Genomic DNA, 23,492 nt, shown 5'->3' on the forward strand with positions numbered 1-23,492 from the left:
TCCATGGGAGTGGTGAAACGAGGGCTCTTGTCTGGATTGCAAACGACCTGGACATTAGGGAAAATTATTTTTCCGATTACACTGTTTGTTACGCTTTTAGGTTATACGCCTGTCTTAGGCTGGATTGCTTCAGGAATTGCACCAGTGATGAATCTTATTGGTTTACCTGGAGAAGCTGCAATTCCTCTAGTGATTGGAAATGTGCTTAATTTGTTTGCAGGGATTGGCGCTATTCTATCCCTTGAATTAACCGTAAAAGAAGTATTCATTCTTGCGATCATGTTATCCTTCTCGCACAATTTAATTGTGGAATCAGCAGTGGCGACAAAAGTCGGAATTAAAGTTTTCCCTATTGTCGCCGTCCGGATTTTCTTAGCGCTTTTTTCTGCATTTGTGATTAACCTCATTTGGGATGGCGGCAGCGAGCAAGCCGTTTATGGGCTTGCTTCAGCTACGCAAGCAGCAGAACCGACAACGATTTTAGGAATGGTGTTTGTCGGGCTGCAAACAGCTTTTTGGGGCGTAGCCCAATTAGCGATGGTCGTCATTCCTTTAATGCTCGTTGTGCAAATTATGAGAGAAAGAGGTTGGCTAAAGGTCATCTCAAAATGGTTGTCCCCACTCACTCGCCTTATTGGAGTGGATCGCAATACATCCGTAACGCTTGCTTCTGGATTAACCATCGGTCTTGCTTATGGAGCAGGAGTGATGATTGACGCTGTAAAAGAAGATAAAGTAAAGAAAAAAGATTTGTACATCGTCTTTATTTTTCTCGTCGCATGTCATGCAGTTGTAGAGGATACGCTCGTCTTTGTTGTGCTAGGGATTCCAGTTTGGCCACTGCTAGTGATAAGAGTGATAACAGCTCTATTGCTAACCATCGTTATTTCAAGAGTATGGACACGATTAGAAAAAAGAAAAGAGTCTGCATATGGAAAGGGTGCCCTATATGACCATTAATACAGTTTTGTTTGATTTAGACGGTACGTTAATTGATACGAATGAGTTAATTATCCAATCGTTTCTTCATACGCTTCAGGCGGATTATCCAGGCCAATATACGAGAGAAACGGTTCTTCCGTTTATAGGCCCGTCTTTGATGGATACCTTTTCTTCTATAAATCAAGAGAAAGCGGAAGCGTATATTGCAAAGTATCGCGCACACAATCATTTACATCACGATGCGCTCGTGACGATTTATCCAGGAGTTAAAGAAGGCATTGAGCAGCTTCATCAACAAGGATATAAACTTGCGATTGTCACGACTAAAATAAAAGAGACGGCTCGAATGGGTTTGAAGTTAACAGGCTTAGAGCCTTATTTTGATGTAGTGATTGGGCTTGATGATGTAACAAACGAGAAGCCGAATCCAGAACCTATTTTGAAAGCATTAGAACGTTTAGGCTCTTCCCCTGAAGAGGCCATTATGGTTGGAGATAATTCTCATGATGTATTAGCTGGTCAACGTGCTGGGACCATAAGTGTTGGGGTAGGTTGGGCTCTTAAAGGAGAGGCTTATTTACAATCCTTTAACCCAGATTTTATTATCCATTCGATGGACGACCTCCTTCAGATCGCGAAAGAGAGATGAGTAGAAAGACAGAGCGTTACCCCGTTTCAGGAACGAATTCTCTTTGGCAGCTATACAAGACGGTCTCGTTTTGGAAAGTTGTGAAAATCTTTCTCGTCAGTCAAGTAGCAAGAATTACCCCTTCTATGAGGATGAAAAATTGGCTGTATCGAACGTTTTTAAACATGAAGATTGGCCAGTATACAGCGTTTGCGCTAATGGTGATGGTTGATGCCATGTTTCCTGAACGTATTAAAGTCGGAACAAATTCAATTATCGGCTACAACACGACAATCTTGGCTCATGAATACCTCATTAAGGAATATCGCTTAGGCGATGTTATAATAGGAAATGATGTGATGATTGGTGCGAATTGCACGATATTACCTGGGGTTACGATAGGTGATCGTGCTGTCGTAGGCGCTGGCACAGTTGTTCATAAAGACGTAGCTGCGGATACGTTTGTCGCTGGAAATCCGATGTGTTTTATTAAGAAACTTTCAAGCGAATAAAGGAATTCTCGGTTTTTGTCGAGAAAAGACTTAGACGATGGTCTAAGTCTTTTTTTTGTAACCAAAAACGAGAAGGGCTGTTGTTGACTTTCCTACCAAACAAATGTAAACTATTAAAAAACTTTAATTCGTTAGCGATTTAATAAACTAAAGCATTTGAGGTGTTTAGCGTGTCCCAATTATTTTTATTTGAAAAGCCTTTAGGCATGAGAGATAAATTGCCACATCAATATCGCATGCAGAGCACCATTGCTGCACAGTTGTTACAAGTAATCGCAGGATGGGGGTATGAAAAAGTACAAACACCTGCGTTAGAGTATTTTGAAACTGTCGGGAAATTGTCGGCGATTCCCGATCAACAACTGTTTAAGTGTATTGATTTGTCGGGGAATACCCTTGTCTTAAGACCGGATATGACCGCTCCAATTGCTCGCCTCGTTTCTTCAACAATGAAAAATCGTTCATTTCCGTTACGGTTATCGTATCACTCAAACTTGTACCGTGCGCAACAACTCGAAGGCGGGCGTCCAGCAGAATTTGAACAAGTTGGAGTCGAGTTAATTGGAGATGCAACAGCGAGTGGAGACAGTGAAATTGTTGTGCTCTTTCAACAAGCGATTGAGGAAATTCGGCTTGAACGCTACCAGCTGGTACTTGGACATATTGGGTTTTTACAAGCGATGCTCAAGGAATATATACCCGCAACGCAAGATGCTGAGAACATTCAAAGGCAGTTATTTGAGAAAAATGATGTCGGTTTTCGAGAATCTGTATCTGCATGCAACTTGCCTCCGCACATTGAAGAGCGGCTACTTCAACTCATAGACTTACGTGGCAATGAACTTGTGTTGGATCAAGCAGATGAGCTCGTTACGTCTGAAGAAGGAAAACTAGCCATTCAAGAACTTCGTCATATTTGGAAGGTTATTAAGGAAGAAGGATTTGAAGACGTTGTCCAATTTGATTTAAGTACGGTTTTGCATATGAGTTACTATACAGGATTTGTTTTTGAAGCGTATCATGAAGATGGTGCTCAACCTATCGGTGGCGGCGGTCGTTATGATGAATTATTAGCGCAATTTGGTCGGAGTGCCCCTGCAACAGGATTCGGTGTAAGAGTCGATCTTTTGAGTGAGGTGTGTGGGGAGTTTACGCAAAACGAAGAGAGTTGGTGTTTCGTATACCACCAGTCTCGTAGAAAAGAAGCATTTGAAAAAGCGTACCAATTACGTCAAGAGGGGTATAGCGTTATTTTACAAGATGAAGCTGGACTAACGGATAATTGGAAAAAAGACCAGTCCGAAATGGCGTATCTTTATTTTGAAGAGGAGGAGGGGAAATGAATCAACTTACCATTGCGATGCCAAAAGGAAGAATTTTTCATGAAGCTGTAGCGTTGTTAAGAACAGCCGGCTATCGACTTCCTGAAACCTTTGAAGAGTCAAGAAAATTAATTATTGATGTACCAGAAGAGCATTTGCGCTTTGTCCTTGCTAAACCGATGGATGTGCCGACTTACGTTGAACAAGGGGTAGCTGATGTAGGGGTAGCAGGAAAAGACGTGATGCTGGAAGAGAAGCGGGATGTGCATGAGATGCTTGATTTGAAAATTAGTGCCTGTCATCTAGCCGTTGCGAGTTTACCAGACTATCAAAAAGGTGAACTGCATCCTAAAGTGGCGTCAAAATATCCGAATTTAGCCATTCAATATTTTAAAGAACAAGGGGAGCAAGTAGAAGTGATCAAACTAAATGGCTCCATTGAACTTGCGCCAATTATGGGACTTGCCAACCGAATTGTTGATATTGTATCGACTGGACAAACGTTGGAGGAAAATGGCTTGATTGAATTGGAAAAGATTCAAGAAATCACGTCCAGGTTTATCGTAAATCCAGCGAGTTATCGAGTGAAACGTGCAGAAATACAACGTATGATTAAACAATTGCAAGCTGTCGTGTAGGAGGGGTAGCGTGATTATTACGAACATTCAACAAGACGAAACCATTAAACTACAAAAACGACGATTACAGGACGATCAAACCGTCATGGATCGGGTAACGTCGATTATCGAAAACGTGAAGCAAGACGGAGACCGTGCTTTATATGAACTAACAAAAAAGTTTGATGGTGCGAACCTGACCTCACTTCTTGTATCAAAAGAAGAGGTAAATGCAGCGTACTTAGCCATTCAAGAGAATGAACTGGTAGCCATTCGCAAAGCGATAAAAAATGTTCGAGCGTATCATGAGGAACAACATAAAAGTTCCTGGATGAAGACGAGAGAAGACGGAACGATGCTAGGACAAAAAGTGACGCCACTTGATACGGTAGGCTTATACGTTCCTGGGGGAAAAGCAGCCTACCCCTCATCCGTCATCATGAACGCTATACCTGCGCTGGTAGCTGGAGTAGGACAGATTGCCTTGGCTTCTCCACCAGATGAAGATGGACAACTTCCAGCAGGGGTGTTAGTTGCTGCGAATGAATTAGGACTTACGTCAATGTATAAAATGGGCGGTGCTCAAGCGATTGCTGCTTTTGCTTACGGAACAGAAACGGTCAAAAAAGTAGATAAGGTAACAGGACCTGGCAATCAATATGTGGCGCTCGCCAAGCGGTCTGTATTTGGAGAAGTTGACATTGATATGATTGCGGGCCCTAGTGAAATTTGCGTGTTAGCAGACGAAGGGGCAAATGCTCGTTTTATTGCGGCGGACCTACTTTCGCAAGCTGAACATGATGAACTGGCTTCAGCCATATTGGTTACCACCTCTTCTCTCTTAGCAGAACGTGTTCAGGTGGAAGTTGCGCAACAGCTGGACGAATTGTCGCGTCCTCAGGTTGCAAAGCAAGCGATTGCAGATTATGGTCATATTTATGTGTGTGAATCTTTCGATCAAGCGGTGAAAGTTGTAAATGAATTAGCGTGTGAACACGTGGAAATTATGACCGAAGAGCCAATGGAGATGTTAGGGAAAATTAAGCATGCCGGTGCTATTTTTATTGGTCCGTATAGCGCTGAAGTAGTAGGTGACTATATCGCGGGGCCAAGTCATGTTCTCCCTACGAACGGGACAGCGAAATTCTCAAGCCCATTGTCGGTCGATGATTTTATAAAGAAAACGAGTATTATTTCATATAGCAAACAAGCGTTTCAAGCAGATGCACAAGCGGTTATGTCGCTCGCACAAATGGAAGGGTTAGAAGCCCATGCAAAAGCAATTGAAGTTCGATTACAGGAGGATTAATCATGAGTCGTCAAGGAACCGTTAAGCGAAAAACAGGCGAAACAGATATTGAATTAACGATAAATGTTGATGGGGAAGGTACGATTGATTTACATACAGGCGTACCCTTTTTAGAACACATGCTTCACTTGTTTGCAAAGCATGGACAGTTTGACTTAAACGTACAGGCAAAAGGGGATATCGAAGTAGATGCTCATCATACAACAGAAGATATCGCGATTTGTTTAGGGGAAGCTTTTAAAAGCGGATTAGGCGATAAAGAAGGAATTCGTCGTTATGGCTCAGCGATTGTGCCAATGGACGATGCACTTGCACAAGTGGTTGTTGATTTAAGCAATCGACCCCATTTAGAATATCGCGTTGATTTGCCAAGTGGGCAGGTAGGAACGTTTGATACTGAACTTGTACGAGAATTTTTTTGGAAACTAGCGATAGAAGCAAGAATGAATCTCCACATCATTGTTCACTATGGCCACAACACACACCACATTATTGAAGCGATCTTTAAAGCTTGTGCACGTGCGTTAAATGAAGCGAGCAGCATTGACTCAAATCAGAAAGGCGTATTGTCCACAAAGGGGTTGCTTTAATGATTGGCATTATCGACTATGGAATGGGCAATCTTCATTCCGTTTCAAAAGCGCTTGAGCGTCTGGAGATCCCGTATCTGATTAGCGGGATTCCGCAAGAACTGAAAACGTGTGATGGCTTTATTTTACCTGGTGTAGGCGCATTCCCTGATGCCATGAAGAATCTAGAAAGCACTGGGTTACGAACATTTTTAGACGAACAAGTTTACCAGCAAAAGCCCCTACTTGGCATCTGTTTAGGGATGCAGTTGTTATTTGAAAAAAGTACTGAGTACGGGGAAACGGCGGGACTTTCTTATTTAAACGGACATGTTGTTCATTTCTCTGAAAAAATTCATCCAAACGAAACAAGCTTAAAAATTCCCCATATGGGTTGGAATGAACTGTCATTTATAAACGATAAAGCGAGTACGGAGGGAATGGAAGAAGGCTATGTGTACTTTGTCCATTCGTACGTCGTAGAAGCAGCGAAAGCAATTATAGCGGCAAAAGCCGATTATGGGACAGATGTTCCGGCAATCGTCGAGCAAGATCTCGTATTCGGTATGCAGTTTCATCCAGAAAAAAGTGGTCAACTAGGGACAGCTTTATTAAAACGCTTTGGAGATTTAGTGAGAAGAGGAGTGTAGAAGATGAGTGTAACAATCTTTCCTGCAATTGATATTTTAAATGGCCAATGTGTTCGATTGGAACAAGGCGATTATGCTAAAAATACGGTTTATCATGACTCACCGCTACAGACAGCTCAATCGTTTGAAGCTGCTGGCGCGAAATGGGTTCACCTTGTTGATTTAGACGGGGCCAAGCAAAAGAAACCGGTGAACCATGAACAAATTGGAGAAATTGCTAAGCAGTTAACCATACCTGTTCAAGTTGGTGGAGGTATTCGGACAGAAGACGATATTGCGTATTACTTAAACCTAGGGGTAAAGCGGGTCATTCTAGGAAGTGTTGCTGTTAACCATCTTGATTTTACGAAAGAGATGGTGCAGAAATATGGCGATGCAATTGTGATCGGTTTAGATGCTCGTAATGGATATGTTGCAACGGAAGGTTGGGTAGAAACGTCAAGCATTCAAGCAGAAGATTTGGCGAAAATGTTGTTAGATGCTGGTGTGAAAACATTTATTTATACAGACATTGCTAAAGACGGAATGCTTGAAGGACCAAACATTGATGCATGTGAACGGCTAGCACAGATGGCTGGAAACCATGCAGAAATTATTGCCTCAGGAGGGGTAAGCCAGCTTGACGATGTGGAAACATTACGAGAAACGGCCATAGCGGGAGTTGTGATCGGAAAAGCGTTATATGACGCGCGCTTTGACTTAGCTGAAGCGATAAAGGCAGGCGAGAATTCGAATGCTCACTAAACGAATTGTTCCTTGTTTAGATGTGAAAGAAGGGCGAGTTGTGAAGGGCACTCAGTTTCTCTCATTGCGAGATGCTGGTGATCCTGTTGAACTTGCGCAATATTATGATGAACAAGGAGCAGATGAACTTGTATTCTTAGATATTTCCGCTTCTCATGAAGGGCGTAGAACGATGTTGGATGTGGTTGAGCAAGTGGCTGCTTCCATCTCTATTCCATTTACAGTTGGTGGAGGCATCAATGATAACGAAGCCATTCGCCGCATTTTACAGGCAGGAGCCGATAAAGTTTCTTTAAATACAGCGGCCTTAATGAATCCAGCTTTTATTGAAACCGCAGCACGTTTCTTTGGCTCGCAATGTATTGTCGTTGCCATTGATGCAAAATTTCATCCAGAATTAAAAACGTGGAAAGTCTATACCCACGGCGGGCGGAAAGAAACAGATTGGACAGCCGCAGCGTGGGCGCAGCGAGCGGTACAATTAGGTGCAGGAGAGTTATTAGTCACAAGCATGAATAAAGATGGGGAAAAATCAGGATTTGATTTACCGTTGCTGCAAGCAATTAATGAGCATGTTGAGGTCCCGATTATCGCTTCTGGAGGTGCTGGAACAGCGGAACATTTTGTAGAAGTGTTTCAAAAAGGACGAGCAGATGCGGCTTTGGCTGCTTCAATTTTTCATTATAAAGAAACAACTGTTCAAGAAGTGAAAGATGTCGCGAAATCAAAAGGGGTGCACGTAAGATGAATCACGTAACATTTAACAAGGATGGTCTAGTGCCAGCTATTGTTCAGGATGCGTCTACTAAAGAGGTATTAACGCTTGCTTACATGAATGAAGAAGCGCTTAACTTAACAATCGAAACCAAAGAATCGTGGTTTTATAGTCGCTCTAGAGAGGCATTATGGCATAAAGGCGCAACGTCTGGAAATAAACAAACGGTTGTTGATATTCGCTATGATTGCGATCAAGACGCGGTCTTATTGCTCGTTGAACCGCTAGGTCCTGCTTGTCACACTGGCTCCTATAGCTGTTTTACAAGCGAACAAGGTAAAGATGTTTCCGATCCGTTGACGATCTTAAAAACCCTTGAAAAAACCATTGCTAGTCGGAAAAAAGACATGCCTGAAGGGGCGTATACCACGTATTTATTTAATGAAGGATTAGATAAAATTCTTAAAAAAGTTGGAGAAGAGGCTAGTGAAGTCATTATTGCCGCAAAGAACAACGACCATACAGAAATGCATTGGGAAGTAGCCGACTTACTTTATCACGTTCTCGTCTTACTTGAAGAAAAAGAAATCCCTCTAACAACGATTATGCAGACCCTTGAAAAACGCCATAATAATTAAACAATTAGGAAAAAGTCAAAGAATGTTTGACTTTTTCTTTTTTTTTCTAGAAAATGTAGTCGGAACAACGAATAGATTAAGCTATAATGAATACTTGAGCATAGATTAGATTTGGTTGGAGGTACAACCGACAATGAGTAAAAAACAAGCGAGCGAACATGCCGGTTCAACGGTCGTCCCATTTTATCGAAGTGGCGATTATTTTTTTCATAAAGGTTTGGCAGCTTTTCAAAATAAACATCTTACTCGGGCAGCGAAATTATTTGAACGTGCAGTAAAGTTAACGGAAACGGAACCTGTGTTTAAAATTCAGCTTGCTGCCGTTCTTACGGAGCTATCAGAATACGAACGCTCGAATAAAATATTGTATGGTGTTCTTGAGTCATCGAATGATGAACATCCTGCTTGTCATTTTTTTATCGCCAATAATGAAGTGTATCTCGGGCATTTCTTTCAAGCAGAAAAGCATGTAAACCTCTATTTGACTCTCGATCCTGAAGGGCCATTTGTTGAGGATGCAAGAGAGTTAGCAGAGTTGTTTGAAGAAGATCCGTTGGATGAAGAAGAAAAAGAAGAAGAGTCGTTAAATAATCATGAAAAAGCCTGGGTGTTTTTAACGGAAGGCAAAGCGAATGACGCAATTCCTCTTTTAAAAAAAGTATTGGATATTCATCCAAAAAATTGGGCTGCACAAAATCATTTAGCAGAAGCGTTGTTTCGGACAGGAGAGGTTGAGTCTGCATTTGAAACGTGTGACGCCGTTCTTGCTGAAGATCCTGGTAACTTATTAGCGCTATGTAATGTAACCGTCTTTTATTATAAACTTGGCTATCAAAATGAAACCGCTCATTATGTGCAAATGCTAAAGAAAATTAAGCCTATTCAACATGACTATAAAATTCGGCTTCTTCATGTCTTATGCCATCTGGAAGAATATGAAGAGGTTGCCTATCGTAAAAAGGATTATACGCTCGTTAAGGAATCAATGTTGTTGCGTTGTTTTGCGGTAGCGGAATATCATAATGGAAATCGAGATTTTGCCATTCAATTTCTGAAAGAAGCAATAACAGCAGGTGATTCAAATGCTCCATACGTTCTGGAGCAGGTAGAAAAAGATGCGGAACATCGTATTTTCTTTCCTTTAATGGAGCAGGATGTTGATATGAGCATGTTAGTAGACAATCAGCCAAATACTCCGCTAGGATAAGAATGAAGCGAAAAAGGAATAGCTAATAGAGAGTGTAAGTTCGTTGCATAACGATGTTTATGTGTACGTTAAATCAGTTAGAAAAACAAAGGAACGATGTAAGGGGTGTACAGAATGTCAGAAGAAATGATTTATGATGTTATTATTGCAGGAGCAGGTCCAGCTGGAATGACAGCTGCTGTTTATACGTCTAGAGCAAATTTAAAAACCATTATGTTAGAGCGAGGAATGCCAGGTGGTCAAATGGCAAATACCGAAGAGGTTGAAAACTATCCTGGTTTCGATCATATTTTAGGACCTGACTTGTCTAATAAAATGTTTGAACATGCCAAGAAATTTGGAGCGGAATATGGTTATGGGGACATCAAGGAAATTATCGACGAAGGTGAAACCAAAAAAGTGATTGCAGGTTCAAAAGAGTACCGAGCGAGAGCTGTTATTGTGTCTACTGGAGCGGAATACAAAAAGTTGGGAATTCCAGGTGAGCAAGAATTAGGCGGTCGAGGTGTTTCTTATTGTGCAGTATGTGACGGGGCTTTCTTTAAAGAGCGTGAATTGATTGTCGTTGGTGGCGGAGATTCTGCTGTTGAAGAAGCGGTTTACCTCACACGCTTTGCTTCTAAAGTGACGATTGTTCATCGGAGAGATCAATTACGAGCGCAAAAAATTCTCCAGGATCGTGCATTTGCAAACGATAAAGTCGATTTCGTTTGGAATAAAGTAGTCACAGAAATCAATGAAAAAGATGGCAAAGTAGGCGGCGTTACGCTTGAAGATACAGAAACAGGAGAAACGTCAACAATGTCTGCAGATGGTGTATTTGTCTATATCGGGATGCTTCCGTTAAACGAAAGTGTAAAAAACCTGTCTATTACGAACGAAGAAGGCTACATTGAAACAAATGAAGAAATGGAAACGAAAGTTCCAGGAGTATTCGCAGCTGGAGATGTACGTGAAAAATCGCTTCGTCAAATCGTTACAGCAACTGGGGATGGCTCCATTGCGGCTCAAAATGTTCAACATTATCTTGAGCACTTAGAAGATCAAAAAAAAGCTGTTACTGAATAGAAAGATATTTTTTCTTAAAGTATCTGTAACCTATTTGAAACAGAGAGATGCTAAACTAAGAATTGTAATTGACCCCCTTTTTTATTATAGAGTTTTCTTTGGAGCACGGATTCTATCCGTGCTCATTTTTTTGCGCATTTTTGACAGAGGATGAATCATTGTCGCTTTTATCATTTAAATGTATACTATAGAATTAGGAACGTGGGGTGATTAATTTGCAACGGATAACCAATTGTTTGTTAACTACTGAGAATCAATGTCTTATGTTGCAAAAGCCAAGTAAAGGTTGGTGGGTCGCTCCCGGTGGGAAAATGGAACAAACGGAGACGATACAAGAAGCAGCAATAAGAGAATTAAAAGAAGAAACCGGGCTGACTGTAGTGAAGCCTGAGCTTCAAGCTGTCACGACGATGGTCATACTTGATCAGAACGGTGGCATCCAAGATGAATGGATGATGTTTACGTTTAAAGCCGTTCGATCAACAGGTGAGTTATTTGAACATTCGCCTGAAGGTAAATTACAGTGGCAGCCAATCGATGCGTACAAAACACTCCCGATGGCTGATGGAGATCGATTCATATTTGATCATGTCTTTTATGGTGAAGGCATTTTATATAGCACGTTTTATTATAATACGGAACACCAACTATTAAAGAGTAGACGTAGCGCAGCTTGCGAGTAAGGAGGGCTTAATCTTGAAAAATGTAGAAGTTGTCGTAATAACAGGTATGTCTGGTGCTGGGAAAACGGTAGCGGTCCAGAGTTTTGAAGATTTAGGTTACTACTGTGTCGATAACCTACCTCCAGCATTGCTCCCAAAATTTATAGAGCTGATTGATGGTGGTGTTGACAAAGTAACAAAAGTTGCTTTAGTCATGGATTTAAGGGGCCAGTCGTTTTTCGATGAATTTTTTCAAGCGATTGACTTGCTAAGAGAAGACCCAGCAGACCGTCTTCATATTCAAATTTTGTATTTAGACGCAAAGGATGCCAAGCTTGTTCAACGATATAAGGAAACGAGACGAACCCATCCGCTAGCAAAAAGCGGCCTTCCTTTAGAAGGAATTAAAAAAGAACGTGAGCTTCTTGAAGAAATGAAGGGGAGAGCACAACAATTCATTGATACAACAGAGCTTAAGCCTGTACAACTTCGTTCGAAAATTATGGAACGTTTTGCATCAAATGTGAGTGATTCCTTTACCGTTCATTTTGTATCGTTTGGATTTAAATACGGAATTCCGATTGATGCAGATGTTGTATTTGACGTCCGTTTCTTGCCTAATCCCCATTATCTTGATGAATTACGTCCGAAAACAGGGCTGCAAACGGAAGTTTCTTCTTATGTTTTAAAATGGAAAGAAACCAAACAATTTCTTGAGAAATTAACCGATCTCTTTGACTTTACGCTTCCACACTATAAGCGGGAAGGAAAAAGTCAGGTGATCATTGGAATTGGGTGTACTGGGGGGCAACATCGATCTGTGACACTAGCTGAATATTTAGCAGATGCGTATAAGGATCAATATCATGTGTATGCGTCACACCGAGATATTGATAAAAGAAAGGCAGCGCAACGATGAGAAAGAAAGTCGTTGTCATCGGTGGGGGAACTGGTTTATCGGTTATCTTAAAAGGATTAAAAACATATCCAGTCGATATTACAGCCATTGTAACGGTTGCAGATGATGGAGGAAGCTCGGGCATCTTGCGCAAAGAACTCGATATTCCTCCACCTGGAGATGTTCGGAATGTGTTGGTGGCGCTTGCGGAAGTAGAGCCACTCGTTGAAGAATTGTTTCAACATCGTTTTGCAAGTGGCGATGGATTAAACGGTCATTCATTAGGCAATCTCCTTCTTGCTGGAATGACATCGATTACAGGTGACTTTCAAAAAGGGATTGCCACATTAAGTCGTGTATTAAATGTGCGCGGAAATGTGTTGCCAGCTGCGAATAAAAGTATTATTTTGCATGCTGAAATGGAAGATGGCACCCATGTGAGTGGGGAATCAAAAATCCCATTGGCTGGAAAGAAAATCAAACGAGTGTATCTAACACCTGATGAGATTTCGCCATTACCAGAGACACTTGATGCACTTCAGTCAGCTGACTTAATTGTGTTAGGTCCAGGATCTTTATACACTAGTATTCTTCCAAATCTTCTCGTTCCAGGAATTGTCGAAGCGATCGAGTCTTCTAAAGCAAAGAAAGCGTATATTTGTAACGTTATGACGCAAGCAGGAGAGACCGATCAATATTCCGTTTCCGATCATGTTCAAGCGCTATTCGCTCATTGCAAAGGTGAAATCGTGCAAAGCGTTTTGGTTAACCATCAAGAAATGACTGAAAAGGCGCTTGCACGCTATAAGCTTGAAAAAGCAGAGCAAGTAGTGTTTGATGAAGAAATTTTGAAAGAATTAGGTGTTTCGGTCATTAAAGATCAGTTTGTGGTAGAATCAAATTATAAGATACGGCATGATGCGATTCGAGTGTCGGAAGCGTTGTTGAGTTTGTTGGAAGCAGAGGATGAAAGCATGAACGTGCGTTAATCCTCTGTTCTGTTAGAAAGGGTGATCAGGCGTGTCATTTGCAGCGAGCGCCAAAAAAGAATTAACGCAGCTTGAAGTGGATGCATGTTGTGCGAAAGCAGAACTGTCAGCATTGATTCGTATGAATGGCGCATTGTCTCTAGCGAATCAGCAAGTTAGTCTCGATGTTACAACAGAAAATGCGGCAATTGCTAGACGGATGTATACATTAATAAAGCGCTTGTATCCACATATACACATTGAACTGCTTGTTAGAAAGAAAATGCGTCTCAAGAAAAACAATGTTTATCTCGTGCGCATAACAAAAGAAGCGCGTGAGCTTCTTACGGACTTAAGTATCTTAAAAGAACCGTTTGAGTTTATTCGCACGATTGAGCCGACAATTGTTCATAAGAGTTGCTGCAAACGGGCTTATTTACGAGGTGCCTTTTTAGCAGGAGGATCGATTAACCATCCTGAAACGTCTTCTTATCATCTTGAGATCTTTTCTTTGTATGAAGAGCATAATCAAGCGGTATGTGAATTAATGAACGAGTTTTCCTTGTCAGCAAAAACGCTCGAGCGGAAAAAAGGATTTATTACGTATTTAAAAGAGAGCGAGAAAATCACGGAATTTCTAAATATTATTGGCGCTCACCAAGCACTTCTTTATTTTGAAGATGTTCGAATCCTTAAAGATATGCGAAATTCTGTGAATCGTCTTGTGAACTGTGAGACAGCGAACCTTAATAAAACCGTTGGTGCTGCATTACGCCAAGTGGAAAACATTCGTTTTATTGAAAAGACAATCGGATTAGACCAACTTCCTCCAAAACTTCAGGAGATTGCAACGTTACGTGTGACCCATCAAGATGTTACGCTAAAAGAACTCGGTGAAATGGTTGAAGGGGCAAAAGTAAGTAAATCAGGTGTGAATCACCGTCTAAGAAAAATTGATGATTTTGCAGACAAGCTAAGAAACGGTACGTATAATCAAAAATAAAGAAAATAATCGGTTGAAGGAGTATGACTATGGCGCAAAAAGAAGTGACAATACAATTGAAAACTGGTTTACAAGCAAGACCGGCAGCTTTATTTGTCCAAGAAGCAACTCGTTTCGCTTCGGATGTTTTTATTATTAAAGAGCATTCTAAAGTAAATGCCAAAAGTATTATGGGGTTAATGAGTTTAGCTCTTGGTAAAGGTACTGTCATCACGATTGTTACAGAAGGTCATGATGAAGATGAAGCTCTTGACGCGCTTGTTACGTACGTACAAAACGAGGAGTAAGGCTTTAAACGGATATAATAGGATGGAAAGCGATCGATCGAACAGTAGGGGTCATCGCTTTTTATTATCCGCTGGAAGTGGAAAATTCTTTGAAACATTTTTAAGTAACGAATCGTATAGGATGGAAAGGAGATGGGACTATGCGAGATGATGATATTATTGATTATAGAGAAGAAAAAGAGCCAGAAGGAAAAGGAATTGCCGCGCTGATTTATGCACTAAGTTTATTTGCACCAATTTTGGCACCGTTGTTAATCTGGTTAATTGCACGACCTGATTCAGATTTTATTGATTTTCACGGTAAACAATATTTTAATTTCTTTATCTCTTATACGATTTATTCAGCTGTAGCAGGTATACTAGTCATTGTTCTTATTGGGTTAGTCATTTTACCTATTCTTGGACTGCTCGCGTTTGTTTTCACGATTGTCGCGGCAGTTAAAGCGTATCAAGGGGCGTACTATGTGATTCCTTTGACGATTCCTTTTTTTCGAGCGAATTCATAAAAAACACGGAAACGATGTGAATCATCGCTTCCGTGTTTTTGTTTGACCGTTTATTTTTTGTTCGTTTCGAATACTTTATCAATCAAACCGTATTCTTTTGCTTGATCAGCCGTCATAAAGTTATCACGATCTGTATCTTTTGCAATTTGCTCGTACGGTTGACCAGTGCGCTCAGCCATGATTTCATTAAGCTTCTGGCGCATTTCAATAATACGTCTAGCATGAATTTCCATATCAGACGCTTGACCTTGCATACCGCCTAATGGTTGGTGAATCATTACTTCACTATTTGGAAGAGCCATTCGCTTCCCTTTTGCGCCTGCCGTTAGAAGGAACGCACCCATAGATGCAGCCATTCCTGTACAAATCGTAGATACGTCAGGTTTAATAAACTGCATTGTATCGTAGATTGCCATTCCAGCAGTAATGGATCCACCTGGAGAGTTAATATAAATGGAAATATCTTTTTCAGGGTCTTCTGCTTGTAAGAAAAGTAATTGCGCCACAATTGAATTCGCTACATTGTCATCAATCGCGCTACCAAGCATAATAATTCTGTCTTTCAAAAGGCGGGAATAAATATCGTATGCTCGTTCACCGCGGTTCGTTTGCTCAATTACAGTAGGAATTAAATTCACAAGTGATTCCTCCTCGTTTTCGTCATAGTATAGTAGTACTTTATTACTCTGGTTCCATTTTAACCTAATGGTCAATTAAGGTCAAATTTATTGTTTGATTTATGTAGAATGAACCAGGTGCATACCTTCTTTCATGATAGCCGAATTTTGTTTGATGTAAACCTTTAAAAAAATACGAAAAAAAGAAAGCGTTTTCATTAAAAGAGATGCTGTTTTATGATATGATAGATAAAGGAGGAGATCGATATGGAGCTAGGTCTTTTTCAAAAACAAACCATTAATTTAGTCATGACTCATGAATTGCGTCAAGCCATTCATTTATTACAGTATTCAACTGTAGATGTCCGGTCTTATTTAGAAGAGTTAGCGTTGGAAAACCCATTATTGGAAATTAAAAAAGCATTTCTTCAAGAAAACCAAAAGCAATTTTCGGGTGTAACAAGCGATGAAAAACATCGTGCGCTAGAAAATACGCCTGAGATGAACGGGACATTAAAAGAGTTTTTAGCCGATCAACTAGTTGATTTAGGGCTAACAAGCGTTGAAAAAAATCAAATGAAACGCTTGATAGAGAGTTTAGACGACGACGGTTATTTAGTCGAAACGCAAGCCGAATATTGTAAATGGTTATGTTGTACAGAAGATGAGTTTGATCTTTTAGTAAAGAAATTGCAATCTTTAGAACCTGCTGGTGTCGGGGCATATTCGTTAGCTGAATGTTTGTTTTTACAAATTGAGAGATTAAATCTTGCCCATCCTAAAACCGAAGCGATTGTCCTTTATGAGCTCGATAAACTGGCAGAAAGAAAATGGAAACAGCTTGCGAAAATCTACAATATCACCATGTTAGATGTTCAAGAGATTTATGATTTAGTACGTTCACTGCATCCTCGACCAGGCGCTTCTTTTTATTCAGCGCCGACCATGTACGTTGAGCCTGACGTTTATTTAACGATTCACCAAGATGAATTGGTCGTGACAGCAAATTCACATATGCTACCTAACATTGAAATGAATCAAGAATATAAGCAATTGCTTCAGGTTGACCAAGAATCGAGACGATATTGTCATGAAAAAGAACAGCAAATTGACTGGCTCTTAACGAGTTTAAAACAACGTGAAAAAACAATTTTGCAAGTAGCAGAAGTGATTAGCAACATCCAAGCGTCTTATTTCTTATCAAAACAAGGGCAGTTACAACCAATGACGTTACAAATGATTGCGACAGAACTTGATATTCATGAGTCTACGGTTAGTCGTGCTACAGCTAATAAATATGCACAAACACCGAGAGGATTAATTGAATTAAAATCGTTGTTTTCGGCTCGGGCATCTACGCAAAGTGAAGATGTATCAAATTCTTCCGTAAAGCTCATGCTGAAAAAGCTCGTGGAAAAAGAAAATAAAGAAAAACCTTTATCGGACCAGCAAATTGTTGAAATCCTTATGGAACATGAAAACATTTCGCTATCGCGGAGAGTGATTGCGAAATACCGTGATGAGCTGGGCATTTTATCATCTGTTAAGCGCAAGCGTTATCAAGATCATGAAAGGATTGTTTTATGAATTTAGTGTTTTATACAAAAGACCACTGCCCTTTGTGCGAAAAAGGCTTTGAAGAAGTGCAACAAGTTGCTGAAGAATATCAACTAGTCATCGAAAAAATCGATATCTATTCCGATGATGCGTTATTAGAAAAATATCAACTTATGATTCCAGTTGTCTACTACGGAGAATATGAACTCGGGTACGGTCAACTTGACGCAAATAAACTTGATGCTCAATTAAAGCGGATACAAAAAGAAATTCAAGTACTTTAGCTTGTTTAATTATCACTTCCTTGTTAAAATACAAGCGTAAGTGATCTTTTTTTACCCTTGTCGGGACACAATATGTCACAGGTGGACAATTTACGTCCCGGTTGTTGGAGGTGATGTCATTCGTTCGTTATTGAAATTGCAACAGCATTTAGTGCCTGACCTGATGCAAACGATGTTAAAACGATATCGGTTTTTACAATCGATTCGCTTAATGCAACCGATTGGTCGGCGTGGATTAGCAACGAATATGCAGCTATCTGAACGAATTGTTAGAGGTGAAGTCACACTTCTGAAAGATCAAGGGTTGATTGACCTTAGTACAGCAGGTATGACGCTTACGGCACATGGCGAAGCTGTTTTTACAGAGCTTGAAGAAGTTGTCGCTGAATTGTTAGGTCTCACTCATTTAGAAGAACGCTTAGCTACACACTTAGGTTTGACACGTGTTATTGTCGTTGCTGGCAACAGTGATGATGACGAATGGGTCAAGCAAGAGCTAGGAAGAGCCTGTATGAAAGAGATTCAAGCAATTGCTGAAGAAAATGATGTTCTTGCTGTAATGGGTGGAACAACATTGGCAGCTGTAGCGAATATGGCTGAGCGAAATGAAACGCTCGCTTCTACAACATTTGTCCCTGCAAGAGGCGGACTTGGCGAAAAAGTGGAGATTCAGGCAAACACAATTAGTGCTGAATTTGCTAGACGAACAGGTGCCGCTTACCGCTTATTACATGTTCCAGATCAGTTAAGTGAAGATGCCTATCGATCGCTTGTATTAGAACCAACCGTAAAGGATATTCTAGAAGTGATTAAATCTTCTGCCGTAGTCATACATGGAATTGGCGACGCGCAGCGAATGGCAACAAGACGTCATTCAAAAGATCTGTTTATGGAAACGCTAGAGCGGGAACAAGCTGTAGCAGAAGCATTCGGTTACTACTTTGATGCTTCAGGAAAAATCATCTATAAACAACGGACGATTGGTCTTCAGCTCAACGAGTTAGAAGGGAAGCATGTTATCTCTGTAGCGGGTGGGAAATCAAAGGCAAATGCAATTCTTGCGTTTATGAAACATCGCCCAAGTGATGTACTCGTGACAGACGAAGCTGCAGCTAAGGAACTTTTGCAACACAAAGCTTGAAAAAAAGGGAATTCCCTTTTTCATAAATGATTGACTAGGAGGAAATAAAGAATGGCAACTAAAATTGGAATTAATGGTTTCGGACGTATTGGACGTAACGTATTTCGCGCTTCTTTAAATAACCCAAATGTAGAGGTAGTCGCGATTAATGATTTAACAGATGCAAACATGCTTGCACACCTACTTAAATATGATACGGTGCATGGTGTTCTAGATATGCAAGTAGAAGCAAAAGACAACACGCTTGTTGTTGATGGAAAAGAAATTTATGTATCTGCTGAGCGCAACCCTGCTGACATCGGTTGGGGCGAGCGTGGCGTAGACGTAGTTGTTGAATCAACTGGATTCTTCACAAAGCGTGCGGATGCAGCGAAACACATCGAAGCAGGAGCGAAGAAAGTAATCATTTCTGCACCAGCTTCAGATGAAGACATCACCGTTGTAATGGGTGTTAACGAAGATAAATATGATGCGGACAACCATCACGTTATCTCAAATGCTTCTTGTACAACAAACTGCTTGTCTCCATTTGCTAAAGTATTAAACGACAAGTTTGGAATCCGTCGTGGTTTGATGAACACGGTTCACTCTTACACAAACGATCAGCAAATCCTTGACTTGCCTCATAAAGACTACCGTCGTGCGCGTGCAGCAGCAGAGAACATCATCCCAACTTCTACTGGTGCAGCGAAAGCAGTAGCGCTTGTACTTCCAGAGCTTAAAGGAAAATTAAATGGTGCGGCAATGCGAGTTCCAACTCCAAACGTATCACTTGTTGACCTTGTAGCAGAGCTTGATAAAGAAGTTACAGCTGAAGAAGTAAACGCAGCGCTTAAAGAAGCGGCTGAAGGCGATCTTAAAGGAATCCTTGGTTATTCTGAAGATCCACTTGTTTCTCAAGACTATAACGGTAACCCACATTCTTCTACAATTGACGCATTATCTACAATGGTCATGGAAGGAAACATGGTTAAAGTAATTTCTTGGTATGATAACGAGTCTGGTTATTCAAACCGTGTTGTTGACTTAGTAGACTACGTTGCCAGCAAAGGACTTTAAGTTTAAAATAGACAAGTGATAGGAGGAAGGCTCGTTGCCTCCCTCCTTTGCGCTGTCTGCAAGACTTACTAGGAGGTAACTCATGAATAAAAAAACCCTTCATGATTATGAATTACAAGGAAAAATTGTTTTCTGTCGCGTTGACTTCAACGTACCGATGAAAGATGGCGCAATTACAGACGAAACGAGAATCAAAGCGGCAATCCCGACGATTCAATACTTAAAAGAGCAAGGCGCAAAAGTGTTGCTTGCTAGCCACCTTGGTCGTCCAAAAGGTGAAGTAGTTGAAGAGTTGCGCTTAGCCCCAGTAGCCAAGCGTTTAGGTGAACTTTTAGGGCAAGAGGTTCAAGCTGTAAAAGAAGCACATGGTTCAGAAGTAGAGAAAGCAGTATCATCCATGAACAATGGTGACATTGCGGTTCTTGAAAATGTACGTTTCTACCCTGGTGAAGAAAAAAATGATGCGGAACTTGCAAAAGCATTTGCAAACGTAGCAGACCTTTATGTAAACGATGCGTTTGGTGCGGCTCACCGTGCTCACGCGTCAACTGAAGGCATTGCGCAATACTTACCATCAGCTGCAGGATTTTTAATGGAAAAAGAACTTGATGTGTTAGGAAAAGCATTAGAAACACCTGAGCGTCCTTTCACTGCGGTGATCGGTGGAGCAAAAGTCAAAGACAAAATCGGTGTGATCGACCACTTACTAGATAAAGTGGACAACCTCATTATTGGCGGTGGTTTAGCGTACACGTTCGTTAAAGCTCAAGGCCATGAAGTAGGCAAATCCCTTTTAGAAGAAGATAAAATCGATTTAGCCAAGCAGTTTATGCAAAAAGCGAAAGACAAAGGCGTAAACTTCTATATGCCAGAAGATGTCATTGTTGCAGATGATTTCTCTGATGATGCGAACAAGAAAGAAGTTGCCATTACAGAGATTCCAGCTGACTGGGAAGCGCTAGACATTGGACCAAAAACGGCAAAAACATATGCAAATGTATTAAAAGAATCAAAGCTTGTCATCTGGAATGGACCAATGGGTGTATTCGAGCTTGAGTCATTCGCAAAAGGAACAAAAGCAATTGCAGATGCACTAGCAGAAGCAGAAGGAACGTATTCTGTTATCGGTGGCGGCGATTCTGCTGCGGCCGTTGAGAAATTCGGCTTAGCAGAAAAAATGAGCCATATTTCAACAGGAGGCGGAGCAAGCCTTGAGTTTATGGAAGGAAAAGACCTTCCAGGCGTTGTCGCACTATCTGATAAGTAATCTTAAGAAGAGGTGAATGAACCTATGCGTAAGCCTATTATTGCAGGAAACTGGAAAATGAATAAAACGCTAAGCGAAGCTATCTCTTTCGCGGAAGCAGTTAAGAAGGACATCCCGAGCCAGTCTGGTGTCGATACGGTTGTATGTGCACCTGCACTTTTCTTAGAGCGTCTAGTTGATGCTGCTAAAGGAACAGATTTAAAAATTGGTGCTCAGAACATGCACTTTGAAGAGAACGGTGCATTCACAGGTGAAGTAAGTCCTGTTGCGCTGAACGACTTAAATGTATCCTATGTGATTATTGGTCACTCTGAGCGTCGTGACATGTTTGCAGAAACAGATGAATCTGTTAATAAAAAAGTCCATGCAGCGTTTACCCATAATCTTGTGCCAATCATGTGCTGTGGTGAAACAGACGAAGAGCGTGAATCAGGCAAAATGGAATCTGTCGTAAAAGAACAAGTTGAAAAAGGTCTTGCTGGATTAACAGAAGATCAAGTGAAACAAACCGTTATTGCGTACGAGCCAATTTGGGCAATTGGAACAGGTAAATCTGCGACTGAAAAAGACGCTAATACAGCCTGTGCGTTCGTTCGTAAAGTCGTTTCAGAAGCTTTTTCACAAGAAGCAGCTGACGCAGTTCGCATTCAGTATGGCGGTAGTGTAAAACCGGCAAACATTAAAGAATATATGGCACAAAGCGATATTGATGGTGCCCTTGTTGGTGGAGCAAGCTTAGAAGCAGATTCGTTTAAAGAATTAGCTGGTGCTGCAAAATGAGTAAAAAGCCCGTTGCGCTAATTATTCTCGATGGCTTTGGTCTACGAGATGAGGCAAAAGGCAATGCCATCGCGCATGCAAATAAACCAAACTTTGATCGCTACTGGAATGAGTATCCTCATGCTACCCTTCGTGCAGACGGAGAGTATGTAGGACTACCTGAAGGTCAAATGGGAAATTCAGAAGTTGGTCATCTTAACATTGGGGCAGGCCGCGTCGTGTATCAAAGCTTAACCCGTGTGAATTTATCCATTCGTACTGGAGAATTCTTTGAAAACGATACGTTCCAACAAGCAATGGATCACGTCAATGAAAAAGATTCTGCATTACACATTTATGGGCTACTCTCTGATGGCGGAATCCACAGTCACATCGAGCACATTTATGCTGTACTTGACTTAGCGAAGCAAAAAGGTGTCAAACGTGTTTATGTACATGGATTCTTAGATGGACGCGATGTAGGTCCAACTTCAGCAGAGGTATATTTGCAAGGTCTTCAATCCAAACTTGATGAGCTCGGAACAGGCAAACTAGCGTCAGTGCACGGTCGCTATTATGCGATGGACCGAGACAAGCGTTGGGAACGAGTCGAAAAATCGTACCGCGCCATGGTCTATGGAGAAGGGCCAAGCTACTCTTCTGGCATTGAAGTAGTAGAAGATAGCTATAAAAATGATATCCTTGATGAATTTGTGATTCCTTCTGTTATTACAAACGAAGACGGTTCACCTGTTGCAACGGTGAAGGATGAGGATGCGGTGATTTTCTGTAACTTCCGTCCAGACCGAGCCATTCAACTTTCACAAGTATTTACAAATAAAGAATTTAGCGGTTTTGATCGTGGACAAGCGCACCCTGAACACTTACATTTTGTTTGCTTAACAAAATTTAGTGAGACGGTTGACGGCTATGTCGCGTTTAAACCGACCAATCTTGATAATACTCTCGGTGAAGTATTGTCGAAGCAAAACTATAAGCAATTGCGTATTGCAGAAACAGAGAAATACCCTCACGTTACGTTTTTCTTTAGTGGTGGTAGAGAAGAGCCGTTTGAAGGAGAAGAGCGAATTCTCATTGATTCTCCAAAAGTAGCGACTTATGATTTACAACCAGAAATGAGTGCGTATGAGGTAACTGATGCATTGGTCAAAGATATTGAAGCGGATAAACATGACGCGATTATCTTAAACTTTGCAAACCCAGATATGGTAGGGCACTCAGGGAAACTTGAGCCTACTGTTAAATCAATTGAAGTCGTTGACGAATGCCTTGGACGAGTAGTAGACGCGCTTCATCAACAAGGCGGACATGCCATCATTACCGCTGATCACGGGAATGCAGATGAAGTCATTACACTGGAAGGCAATCCGATGACGGCTCATACGACAAATAAAGTACCTGTTATCGTAACGGATACGCATGCAACGTTGCGTGAAGATGGGATTTTAGCAGATTTAGCACCAACGGTTCTTGACCTTTTAGGTGCAGAACAACCAAAAGAAATGACTGGAAAAACGTTAAGAAAATAATATTTTTAGGAGT

The 23,492-nt window shown here is 41.0% G+C and carries 27 protein-coding genes; 26 read left to right on the forward strand and 1 reads right to left on the reverse strand.

The annotated features are described in order from the left end of the window. Window positions 1-3: 3 nt before the first annotated feature. The 19 genes from ACE1TH_RS00725 (at window position 4) to ACE1TH_RS00815 (ending at window position 15,245) form a co-directional block, all read left to right on the forward strand. Complete coding sequence (locus tag ACE1TH_RS00725; protein WP_099301706.1) at window positions 4-960, forward strand: nucleoside recognition domain-containing protein; 957 nt, start codon at window positions 4-6, stop codon at window positions 958-960. After that, entirely contained in the window at window positions 950-1,591 is a 642-nt protein-coding gene (gene ppaX / locus ACE1TH_RS00730) for a pyrophosphatase PpaX (RefSeq protein WP_375078224.1), read from the forward strand. The genes ACE1TH_RS00725 and ppaX overlap by 11 nt, the downstream gene beginning before the upstream one ends. Further along, entirely contained in the window at window positions 1,588-2,082 is a 495-nt protein-coding gene (locus ACE1TH_RS00735; RefSeq protein WP_375078225.1) for an acyltransferase, read from the forward strand. The genes ppaX and ACE1TH_RS00735 overlap by 4 nt, the downstream gene beginning before the upstream one ends. Window positions 2,083-2,252: 170 nt before the next feature. Then, window positions 2,253-3,425, forward strand: coding sequence for an ATP phosphoribosyltransferase regulatory subunit (locus ACE1TH_RS00740; RefSeq protein WP_375078226.1), 1,173 nt, complete (start codon window positions 2,253-2,255; stop codon window positions 3,423-3,425). Continuing rightward, the gene (hisG, locus tag ACE1TH_RS00745) at window positions 3,422-4,042 is read left to right on the forward strand and encodes an ATP phosphoribosyltransferase (protein WP_099301702.1); all 621 of its coding nucleotides are present in this window, start codon (window positions 3,422-3,424) and stop codon (window positions 4,040-4,042) included. The genes ACE1TH_RS00740 and hisG overlap by 4 nt, the downstream gene beginning before the upstream one ends. Before the next feature lie 10 nt (window positions 4,043-4,052). Further along, window positions 4,053-5,330 carry a histidinol dehydrogenase gene (hisD, locus tag ACE1TH_RS00750; RefSeq protein WP_375078227.1) on the forward strand — a complete coding sequence of 426 codons (1,278 nt, stop codon included), beginning with the start codon at window positions 4,053-4,055 and terminating at the stop codon, window positions 5,328-5,330. 2 nt (window positions 5,331-5,332) lie between these two features. Further along, complete coding sequence (gene hisB / locus ACE1TH_RS00755) at window positions 5,333-5,920, forward strand: imidazoleglycerol-phosphate dehydratase HisB (RefSeq protein ID WP_099301701.1); 588 nt, start codon at window positions 5,333-5,335, stop codon at window positions 5,918-5,920. Beyond that, the gene (gene hisH, locus ACE1TH_RS00760; protein ID WP_099301700.1) at window positions 5,920-6,549 is read left to right on the forward strand and encodes an imidazole glycerol phosphate synthase subunit HisH; all 630 of its coding nucleotides are present in this window, start codon (window positions 5,920-5,922) and stop codon (window positions 6,547-6,549) included. Before hisB ends, hisH begins: the two co-directional genes overlap by 1 nt. A gap of 3 nt (window positions 6,550-6,552) precedes the next feature. Continuing rightward, window positions 6,553-7,293: a 1-(5-phosphoribosyl)-5-[(5-phosphoribosylamino)methylideneamino]imidazole-4-carboxamide isomerase gene (gene hisA / locus ACE1TH_RS00765; RefSeq protein WP_375078228.1), complete on the forward strand. Its 741-nt coding sequence runs from the start codon at window positions 6,553-6,555 to the stop codon at window positions 7,291-7,293. Continuing rightward, window positions 7,283-8,041: an imidazole glycerol phosphate synthase subunit HisF gene (gene hisF, locus ACE1TH_RS00770; protein WP_099301698.1), complete on the forward strand. Its 759-nt coding sequence runs from the start codon at window positions 7,283-7,285 to the stop codon at window positions 8,039-8,041. The genes hisA and hisF overlap by 11 nt, the downstream gene beginning before the upstream one ends. Continuing rightward, window positions 8,038-8,646, forward strand: a complete 609-nt coding sequence (gene hisIE, locus ACE1TH_RS00775) for a bifunctional phosphoribosyl-AMP cyclohydrolase/phosphoribosyl-ATP diphosphatase HisIE (RefSeq protein WP_375078229.1) — start codon at window positions 8,038-8,040, stop codon at window positions 8,644-8,646. The genes hisF and hisIE overlap by 4 nt, the downstream gene beginning before the upstream one ends. A gap of 133 nt (window positions 8,647-8,779) precedes the next feature. Continuing rightward, complete coding sequence (locus tag ACE1TH_RS00780; RefSeq protein ID WP_255223780.1) at window positions 8,780-9,853, forward strand: tetratricopeptide repeat protein; 1,074 nt, start codon at window positions 8,780-8,782, stop codon at window positions 9,851-9,853. A 114-nt stretch (window positions 9,854-9,967) separates the two neighbouring features. Then, the gene (trxB, locus tag ACE1TH_RS00785; RefSeq protein WP_099301695.1) at window positions 9,968-10,921 is read left to right on the forward strand and encodes a thioredoxin-disulfide reductase; all 954 of its coding nucleotides are present in this window, start codon (window positions 9,968-9,970) and stop codon (window positions 10,919-10,921) included. 206 nt (window positions 10,922-11,127) lie between these two features. Further along, complete coding sequence (locus ACE1TH_RS00790) at window positions 11,128-11,604, forward strand: NUDIX hydrolase (protein WP_369682415.1); 477 nt, start codon at window positions 11,128-11,130, stop codon at window positions 11,602-11,604. Between the two features lie 10 nt (window positions 11,605-11,614). Continuing rightward, window positions 11,615-12,502, forward strand: a complete 888-nt coding sequence (gene rapZ / locus ACE1TH_RS00795; RefSeq protein ID WP_375078783.1) for an RNase adapter RapZ — start codon at window positions 11,615-11,617, stop codon at window positions 12,500-12,502. Then, window positions 12,499-13,470, forward strand: a complete 972-nt coding sequence (locus tag ACE1TH_RS00800; RefSeq protein WP_099301693.1) for a gluconeogenesis factor YvcK family protein — start codon at window positions 12,499-12,501, stop codon at window positions 13,468-13,470. Before rapZ ends, ACE1TH_RS00800 begins: the two co-directional genes overlap by 4 nt. A gap of 31 nt (window positions 13,471-13,501) precedes the next feature. Next, window positions 13,502-14,452 carry a DNA-binding protein WhiA gene (whiA, locus tag ACE1TH_RS00805; protein WP_099301692.1) on the forward strand — a complete coding sequence of 317 codons (951 nt, stop codon included), beginning with the start codon at window positions 13,502-13,504 and terminating at the stop codon, window positions 14,450-14,452. 29 nt (window positions 14,453-14,481) lie between these two features. Next, a complete protein-coding gene (locus ACE1TH_RS00810) occupies window positions 14,482-14,739 on the forward strand; it encodes an HPr family phosphocarrier protein (protein WP_099301691.1) in 258 nt (85 codons plus the stop codon). 140 nt (window positions 14,740-14,879) lie between these two features. Beyond that, a complete protein-coding gene (locus ACE1TH_RS00815) occupies window positions 14,880-15,245 on the forward strand; it encodes a DUF4870 domain-containing protein (RefSeq protein WP_099301690.1) in 366 nt (121 codons plus the stop codon). 50 nt (window positions 15,246-15,295) lie between these two features. Here ACE1TH_RS00815 and clpP read toward each other — a convergent pair whose 3' ends face one another. Continuing rightward, window positions 15,296-15,958, reverse strand: coding sequence for an ATP-dependent Clp endopeptidase proteolytic subunit ClpP (gene clpP, locus ACE1TH_RS00820; RefSeq protein WP_303708797.1), 663 nt, complete (start codon window positions 15,956-15,958; stop codon window positions 15,296-15,298). Between the two features lie 171 nt (window positions 15,959-16,129). Between clpP and rpoN the strand changes: the two genes are divergently transcribed. From rpoN to gpmI, 7 genes are all read left to right on the forward strand, one after another. Further along, entirely contained in the window at window positions 16,130-17,449 is a 1,320-nt protein-coding gene (gene rpoN, locus ACE1TH_RS00825; protein ID WP_255223778.1) for an RNA polymerase factor sigma-54, read from the forward strand. Beyond that, window positions 17,446-17,703, forward strand: coding sequence for a glutaredoxin family protein (locus tag ACE1TH_RS00830; protein WP_099301688.1), 258 nt, complete (start codon window positions 17,446-17,448; stop codon window positions 17,701-17,703). Before rpoN ends, ACE1TH_RS00830 begins: the two co-directional genes overlap by 4 nt. A 130-nt stretch (window positions 17,704-17,833) precedes the next feature. Beyond that, window positions 17,834-18,844: a sugar-binding transcriptional regulator gene (locus tag ACE1TH_RS00835; protein ID WP_375078230.1), complete on the forward strand. Its 1,011-nt coding sequence runs from the start codon at window positions 17,834-17,836 to the stop codon at window positions 18,842-18,844. 51 nt (window positions 18,845-18,895) lie between these two features. Beyond that, window positions 18,896-19,903: a type I glyceraldehyde-3-phosphate dehydrogenase gene (gene gap / locus ACE1TH_RS00840; protein WP_099301687.1), complete on the forward strand. Its 1,008-nt coding sequence runs from the start codon at window positions 18,896-18,898 to the stop codon at window positions 19,901-19,903. Window positions 19,904-19,985: 82 nt separating this feature from the next. After that, the gene (locus ACE1TH_RS00845; RefSeq protein ID WP_375078231.1) at window positions 19,986-21,170 is read left to right on the forward strand and encodes a phosphoglycerate kinase; all 1,185 of its coding nucleotides are present in this window, start codon (window positions 19,986-19,988) and stop codon (window positions 21,168-21,170) included. A gap of 24 nt (window positions 21,171-21,194) precedes the next feature. Then, the gene (tpiA, locus tag ACE1TH_RS00850) at window positions 21,195-21,950 is read left to right on the forward strand and encodes a triose-phosphate isomerase (RefSeq protein WP_099301685.1); all 756 of its coding nucleotides are present in this window, start codon (window positions 21,195-21,197) and stop codon (window positions 21,948-21,950) included. Continuing rightward, a complete protein-coding gene (gene gpmI, locus ACE1TH_RS00855) occupies window positions 21,947-23,479 on the forward strand; it encodes a 2,3-bisphosphoglycerate-independent phosphoglycerate mutase (protein ID WP_099301684.1) in 1,533 nt (510 codons plus the stop codon). The genes tpiA and gpmI overlap by 4 nt, the downstream gene beginning before the upstream one ends. Window positions 23,480-23,492 lie beyond the last annotated feature (13 nt).

It is taken from the genome of Shouchella sp. JSM 1781072, from assembly GCF_041949915.1.
Taxonomy (GTDB): domain Bacteria; phylum Bacillota; class Bacilli; order Bacillales; family Bacillaceae_D; genus Shouchella.